This window comes from Rothia sp. (in: high G+C Gram-positive bacteria), assembly GCF_015265375.1.
In the GTDB taxonomy this organism is placed as follows: Bacteria; Actinomycetota; Actinomycetes; order Actinomycetales; family Micrococcaceae; genus Rothia.
In genome coordinates this window covers 1-7,399 of record NZ_JABZXW010000079.1, presented here as the reverse complement: position 1 = coordinate 7,399, position 7,399 = coordinate 1, and the positions used below count along the sequence as shown (strand labels likewise).

The window sequence follows — 7,399 nt, the reverse complement described above, 5'->3', positions numbered from 1 at the left end:
GTGCTTGAGAACACGTCGAGGCTTCGGATGCGGTCGGTGCGGTAGGTGTAGGTCTTGCGCTCTTCGGGGGTTTTGTTGCCGAGGGGGAAGTGTGCAACGAGGTACCAAGACCCGTAGCTGTAGATGAGGCCGGCGACGCTGACCTTCTCGTAGGTTTTGATGTCTCCATCGCTACCTTGATAGGTGAAATTGAGGGTCTTGCGCTGGGCGTAGGCGGTGAAGAGTTCGTAGAGGTGCGGGTCGTCACTGAAGTGCAGGCGCTGGATGTGTTCGCGGTAGGCGTGCAGGTCGCGGGCGCGCTGTTTGACGGTTTTGATGAGGGGCGGCTGGTTGTCCCGTTTGATCTCTTCGATTCGGGTGACGTTCGCCGCGGTGAGCGCCTCGTCGGTGAGGTGCTCGCTCGTGAGCGCAATCTTGCGCAGGATGCGGTAGGCCTCGTCCTGCAGTTCGGTGCCTTCCCAGCCGCGCAGCTCGGCGTTGAGGAGGCGGAATTCTTCGGCGGTGGGGTTCCACGCGGTCAGCGAGTCGGGGGCTTCTGCGTTGAGGCGGTAGCGTCCGGAGGTGTCGGTGGTGAAGTGGGTGATGCGCGCGCCGGCGTCACGCAGGGTCTGCTTAGCGCGTTCGAAGGCGCGTTCGCTCGCCTCGGAGAGCGCGGCCCCCGGGGCGGAAGTCTTGATGCCCAGGAGGCTGAGGAATTCGTCGCGACTGATACCGTTGCGGCGGGTGGCTTCGTCGGGGGCTTCGGCGACGGTGGCGAGGCGGTTCAGGGTCATGAAAAGCTGAGCTGCGGTGGACATGATTCCATCATACCGTGTGTGTTCCGCGGCACTTACTTTGCGTGTGGGGCGGGTTGCGGGAGGAGTGTGCGGGTATAAAATCTCGCGGACGCGCTGATAGCCAGGCGTTCAAAACCACGGCATGCAAAAGTCGGGTACGCAAAAGCCCGGTGCCCCTCCCACAAACGGGAGAAAGCACCGGGCTACACGTCTCTTACGCGAGAACCTGGCTAGTCCTTAGCGGACGTCCAGCAGGTCCACCACGAAAATCAGGGACTCGCCGGGCTTAATGACCGAGCCAGCGCCGCGGTCACCGTACGCCATGTCGGCGGGAATCTCCAGGCGACGACGGCCGCCGACCTTCATGCCGAGCAGGCCCTCATCCCAGCCGCGGATAACCTGGCCAACGCCCACCTGGAACGGCAGCGGCTCGCCGCGGTTCCAAGAAGCGTCGAACTCTTCACCGGTGGAGAATGCCACACCAACGTAGTGGGTGAGCACGCGGGAGCCGGGAACAACCTCAGCGCCTGCGCCCTCAATCAGGTCGGTGATGACCAGCTCGGTGGGGGCGTCGCCCTCGGGGAAATCGATTTCGGGCTTTTCGCGGTCGAGGTTACGCTGACCGAAAGACATGGGTGTCTCCTTTGATTGGTTCAAAATGAATCGAAATAGTGGGTGCGCCCGCCGCCCATACAGGATAAGCGGCGAGCGCGGTATAAAACACTATATAAAAATGTGACGTAAAAACGTAGGCGTCGGGTTACTGTGCAGTAGCCGAAGCAGTCGCTGCCGGGGTTGCGGTCGCAGAAGCGGATGCCGAGGCGGACGCCTCCGCAGCAGCCGCGCTAGAAGCCGCCTGAGCACGCTGCAGGGTCTGCGGGTTCTCCTCCGCACCCAGAATATCAACCACGAACACGAGGGGGCCCGAAGGCTTGGAACCGCCGGTGTCGTTACCGTACGCCAGGTCCGCCGGGATGACCAGCTCAACACGGGAGCCGACCTTCTTACCCTTCAGACCCTGAGTCCAGCCCTTGATAACGCCCTGCAGGGAGATGCCCATCGGGGTGGCGGCGTTGTAGTTGCCGTCAACGACCTTACCGTCGGAGTACTGCACGCCAATGTAGCGCACGTACACGGTGTCGGTTTCCTTGACCTCGGCGCCCTCGCCCTCGATGAGGGTCTTAGCGGTCAGCTCGGTGACCTCCGGCTTGTTATCGGGCAGCTTAATTTCAGCCTTGCCGGTGGACTCATCCAGGGTGAAGGACGGCAGCGACGGGTCAGCCTCAACAGCCTTACCGGTTGCGTACTTGGGCAGCTTCGTCTTCACGGTGTACACCTCAACGTTAGTTGCGGCGCCGGGCGAAGCGGTCGTAGTGGTCACGCCCGCGGTGCTGCGCTGCTGCAGAACGTTGGTGGTGTACGAGAAAGAACCGCCAACCTTAATCTTCTTCAAGGTTTCGTACACCTGCGGTGCAGCCTGCTTCAGCTGATCGTTAATCGGCAGCAGAATCGGCTCGCTGGAGTAAGTGGAACCGTTAAGCTTGCCGTCGGTGCCGTTGAACACGGCAGCCTCAACGAGCACGTAGTCACCATCGTTGATGGACTCGCCGTTACCTTCCTCAATCACGTACGCGGAAGGGCTAGAAGCGGCGAAGGGAGTCGCGAAGGACGCCTCAGGCTCAGCGGTCGCGTTCTTCAAGGTGTACTGCACCTTGGACAGGTCGCCGTTGTTGGACTGTGCGCCACATGCGGACAGTGCGAGCGCAAGAGCTGCCGCGCTGGCACCGAAAATAGTGAGCTTAGAGCGTTTGGTCATGGTTATCCTCTGGGGTTTTCTGTGAGAGTGGGGCGTGTGAGTGCCCGTGTGCCACAGAACAGTTTACAGGTATAGGTTTAGCTGTTTTATGCTACGGCACGTAGCTGTGTTCAGGCTGTGTAGCGGCCGGGGTGTTCCCGAAGGTCCAATAACCCCGACCGCCGGCGGGTTTTCCCTCATCAGGGCGTTTCTAGCGGCGCTGTTTAGGGAGCCGTCTAGCAGTGCTGTTTAGCAGGGCGGCGGGAATGCTGCCTCCTGATGCTGACGCGCCTTAGACTCCAGCAGGCTCAGCACCTCCTCCAGCTCCTCGCTGCCGGTCGCGAACGGGTCCTTACACACGAGCGTGTGCTGCGGGTACGCGTTGAGCTTCAAGTGCACCCAATCCACGGTGAACTGCTCCCCCGCCGCAACCGCCGCGTTAATGAAACGCGAACGCTGCAGAGCGCGAGTGCTCGGCGGCTGAGTCTTCGCCGCCTCCGCGGCGCCCTCGGGCAGGATGCGCTTGACCGCACCGCGACGAACCAGCGCGTGGAAAACACTACGCTCCGGGTCGATGTCGTGGTAGGCCAAATCCAGCTGACGGATGCGGGCACTCGCATAATCGGCAGGCTGACCAGCCGCGCGGGCGCGGGCAATATACGCATCCAGAAGCTTCTTCTTAATCGCCCAGTCAATCTCAGTGTCAATGCTGCTGTAGTCGCCGGACTCGATAGCGTCCAGGGTGCGCTGCCACAAGTCCAGGGCGTATTCCACGTGACGGTGGTGCGCGCCGTACTGCTGCACGTACTGGCGTGCCGCATCCAGGTAGTGACGCTGAACGCTCAACGCCGTGTAGTGCTTACCATCGGTGGTTTCGAAGGTCGCGGTGCCGGTCAGATCGTGGCTGATAGCGCGCAGCGCCGCCGGAACAGACACAATATCCAGGCTGGTGACCGGGAAGCGGTCCTCCAGCATGCGCAGCACCAGGTCGGTGCTGGCAATCTTCAGCAGGGTCGTCGGCTCCGCCATGTTCGAATCACCATTAATGACGTGCATGCGGCGGAACTTCGAAGCGTCCGCGTGCGGCTCATCGCGCGTGTTAATGAGCGGGCGAGCGCGCGAGGTTGAGGTGGATGCCGCCTCCCAAATATGGTCGGCACGCTGCGAGAACGAGTACGAGGGCACACCCGTGCTGGATGCCGGGTCGGTCGAACCGGGCACCGGGCCGCCGTTCGGGTGGGTCTTACCGGCACCAACCAGAATCTGGCGGGTCACCAGGAACGGCACGAGCTGGGCAATCAGGTCGTTGAACTGCAGTTTGCGGCTGATCAAGTAGTTCTCGTGGCTACCGTAGGAGTTGCCCGCCGAGTCCACATTGTTCTTGAACAGGTACAGTTCACCGTCGAGGGGGCGGCCCTCCGAACCGGCGAGCAGGCGCTTGCGGGCGGTACGCGCCAGGTCAGCGAACAGCAACTCACCGGCGCGCTCCTGCGCGAGCAGCTCATCAATGCTGCCGCACTCGGCGGAGGCGTACTCGGGGTGCGAACCCACGTCAAGGTAGAGCCTACCGCCGTTGGGCAGGAAGACGTTCGTTGAACGCCACTGATCCAGGACGGGCTTGAAAAGGGCGGCGGCGGACTCTTCGATGCTCAGCCGACCGATTCCGTGCGGGACGTAGCTGAGCCCGAATTCGCTTTCAATGCCGAAAATGCGGTGTTCCATGATGCTGACCCGGCGCAGCGTGCCGGTTACTCGCCGCCCTTCTGGACGAAGCCGGTGACGAAGTCTTCAGCATTCTCAGCAAGCAGGCCGTCGATTTCGTCGAGCAGGTCGTCGACCTCGCTCACATCAGAAACCACGTGGGAGGCAGCGAGGGTCAGTTCCTGCTCCTGCTCGGCTGCGGTGGTTTCGGTCTGCTGCGCGTTAATGCGTTCGCGGCTCATGGTTCTCTCCTTCAAGGGTTTTGTTCAGACCGGTTAGGGGGGGCGGTCTGAACGTCAAGTGATGGGGTCAGGCGGGGTGCTTAGATGCGTTGCTGGAGGCGGTGCGCCGATTGTCGCGACCCGAATACCAGATACTGGATACTGCACCCTACCTATGGGTTATGTGGTTTTTACTCTTCCGAATGGGGGTCTCCGCCCCGGGGAAGAATATGAGTTTATGTGGGTTTAGTGGCTGTGAGGCGCTACTAGCGCAGGCGGTTCAGCAACGCATCCGAATGGTTTACTTCGTCCAGCAGCGGCTCCACCTCAGCTGCACCGTAGCGGGTCGGCTCCATCATCGTAAAACGAGTCAGATCCTTCGAATACCTGCCACGGCACGATACCGTATCCCAGTTAATACCCAGAATCTCCTCCGGCCAACGCGCCATCAAAGTGCCACGCAAAAACGCGCGCGTCTCACGCGGCGGCTCGGTCGTCGCACGCTCCACCTGCTCCGCAGAGAACAGCGTGCGCATACGGCCGCGCGCCACCAGACGGTGATACAGGCTCTTCGACGGGTCAATATCAGCGTACTGCAAATCCAGAGCCTTCAACTTCGGATTCGCATAATCTACGCCCTGAGCGACATAACCGCGCACCAGCGCATACTTCGCCACCCAATCCAGACGATCCGCCAGCGAGAGCGGGTTAGTTTCCAGGGCGTCCAGAACCTCGCCCCACAGGTCGAGAATCTGCGCGGTCGCAGCATCCACACCCGCCGGGTTCGACTCCTCATGCGCACGGGACGCCTCGTAGTAGGCGCGCTGAATCTGCAGGGCACTCGCCGAACCGCTCGTGGACACCGGGTTCGGCAGGGTCGCCGAAGAAGGCGCCAACGGCAGCTGAACCGACAGCGACAAATCGTGGCTGACCGCATGCATCGCCGCCACCGGATCAGACAGGCGCACGCCCGGCAGCACCGGAGCCTGCTCGCTGTGCGACTCAATCAGGTTCATCACCAGCGCCGCCGTACCAAACTTCAACAGGTTCGAATAGTGCGAGAGGTTCGCGTCCGCCGGAATCACGTGCAGACGGCGGTACTTCGACTCATCCGCATGCGGCTCATCGCGCGTATTCACAATCGGACGGCGAATCGTGGTCTCCAGACCAATCGTGCGCTCAAAGAAATCAGCACGCGAACTAATCTGAAAACCCGGAACCTCACCGTGCGTACCAATACCCACACGGCCCGCACCCGTAAAAATCGCGCGGGTCGCAAAGAACGGCAGGAGCGCCTCCGCAACCTGCTCAAACGGAACATCACGGCTAATCAGGTAGTTTTCGTGGGCGCCGTAGGACTGGCCCTTCGAGTCGGTGTTGTTCTTGTACAGCTTCACCTGCGGCAAATCCTGCCCGTGGTTACCCAGCTCCACCAGCGACTCGTACGCCAGCGCGTCACCGGCAGCGTCATAGAGCACCGCATCGGCGGGGGTCAGAACCTCCGGCGAGGAATACTCCGGATGCGCGTGATCCACATACAGACGCGCACCGTTGGGCAGAATTGCGTTCATGGTCACGCGGTCCCAATCCAGACGCTCCGGGAAACCACCGCGGCCGTGCACACCGGCGAGCGCATCCAGGGCGCTCCGCGGCTCGGCGGGCTCACCCGGTGCCTGAACGCCCGCCTCACGCATAATCTCCAGGGCGATATCTTCGCTGGTCAGCTCGGTGCGGGTGTGCGTCATCTGGCTCGAGTGGGCGGTGGATGCGTCCTGAACCTGGCCGAACGCGTCACGCAGCGGCGACTCGGATTCACCCAACCACTGACCCTCGGGGGTGGTGGTCGAGTAGTTCTCTGCCTGGCGTGCCTCCTCGGCGGTCAGCTCCTCCGCCAGGGCTCGGCGTTGCAGCTGCTCGCGGAAGGCGGCGCCGCGGCGGAACGCAAGCTTGGCGTAGGTGTTGACCACCAGTGCCGACAGCACGGTCGGGTTGGTGCCCGGCGCGGAAGGCGCGATGACGCCGTACTCGGTTTCGGCACCCATAATGCGGTGCACGCCGTAGCTGGGGGTGGAGTTCATGGGTTCTCCTGAAAAAATCTATACCATCTAAAGGCTCTGGACCTGCGGTAATGCTGGTTGTATAGCGGGGTAAACGCGCGGTGTGGGCTGAGCGCACAGCTTAGTGGGCGCGCGCCGCCCGGCTCGTGCGGGCGCACGGTTTAGCGCGGCGGCTCCACCGACACCAGGCGGCCACGCACACCGGCAACGGTGAGTGCATCCTCAATATCGGGCAGCGGCGGCAAATCCACCTGATCCTCAAACTCGGCGCGTACCGCCTCCAGCAGGTGGCGGGTACCAATACCCACACCCGTTGCGTCCGCACCGGCGGTCAGCGCCTGCAGCTGCTCCTTAATCGCCGCCTTCTTCGCGCGGTCCACAATATTGCGAATCACCGCACCCGAGGCGAAGTCGCCGCGGTACAGCGTGTGCGTGGACAGGTTCGCGCTCGCACCAGAACCAACGACCATGGAAGAATCCACGGTCGCCACAGCGTACGCGGTGGAGGGGGTGCGCGCGTACAGCTGACCTGCCGCCGCCGCAATCATCGAGGTCAGGGCGGCGCGGACGGATCCGGCGGCTGCCACCTCCGCAGCGTCCAGCGGCAGGTCCTCGGTCAGGTACAGGCCGAAAATTTCGGCGGCACCGGCGGCGTCCGGGCGGTTGATGCGAATCTTCAGGTCCAGGCGGCCAGGGCGCATCACGGCGGCGTCAATCAGGTCTTCACGGTTGGTTGCACCAATCACGATGACGTTCTGCAGGGACTCCACGCCGTCAATTTCGGCAAGCAGCTGCGGCACGATGGTCGTCTCAATATCGGAGGACCGACCCGAACCGCGCATACGGAAC

The 7,399-nt window shown here is 62.4% G+C and carries 7 protein-coding genes; all 7 read right to left on the bottom strand.

Annotated elements, in window-relative coordinates:
- Nucleotides 1–797: YafY family protein (locus HXO69_RS08280; protein ID WP_296546460.1), on the bottom strand; the 797-nt coding region annotated here is incomplete at its 3' end.
- A gap of 216 nt (nucleotides 798–1,013) precedes the next feature.
- Nucleotides 1,014–1,409, bottom strand: coding sequence for an FKBP-type peptidyl-prolyl cis-trans isomerase (locus HXO69_RS08275; RefSeq protein WP_005508667.1), 396 nt, complete (start codon nucleotides 1,407–1,409; stop codon nucleotides 1,014–1,016).
- Between the two features lie 127 nt (nucleotides 1,410–1,536).
- Nucleotides 1,537–2,592 carry an FKBP-type peptidyl-prolyl cis-trans isomerase gene (locus HXO69_RS08270; protein WP_296546459.1) on the bottom strand — a complete coding sequence of 352 codons (1,056 nt, stop codon included), beginning with the start codon at nucleotides 2,590–2,592 and terminating at the stop codon, nucleotides 1,537–1,539.
- A gap of 228 nt (nucleotides 2,593–2,820) precedes the next feature.
- Complete coding sequence (gene pafA, locus HXO69_RS08265) at nucleotides 2,821–4,293, bottom strand: Pup--protein ligase (protein ID WP_296546458.1); 1,473 nt, start codon at nucleotides 4,291–4,293, stop codon at nucleotides 2,821–2,823.
- A gap of 26 nt (nucleotides 4,294–4,319) precedes the next feature.
- The gene (locus tag HXO69_RS08260; RefSeq protein ID WP_049334195.1) at nucleotides 4,320–4,514 is read right to left on the bottom strand and encodes a ubiquitin-like protein Pup; all 195 of its coding nucleotides are present in this window, start codon (nucleotides 4,512–4,514) and stop codon (nucleotides 4,320–4,322) included.
- Nucleotides 4,515–4,759: 245 nt separating this feature from the next.
- Nucleotides 4,760–6,571 carry a depupylase/deamidase Dop gene (dop, locus tag HXO69_RS08255; RefSeq protein ID WP_296546457.1) on the bottom strand — a complete coding sequence of 604 codons (1,812 nt, stop codon included), beginning with the start codon at nucleotides 6,569–6,571 and terminating at the stop codon, nucleotides 4,760–4,762.
- Between the two features lie 140 nt (nucleotides 6,572–6,711).
- The coding region (locus HXO69_RS08250; protein ID WP_296546455.1) for an AAA family ATPase at nucleotides 6,712–7,399 on the bottom strand (688 nt) is incomplete at its 5' end.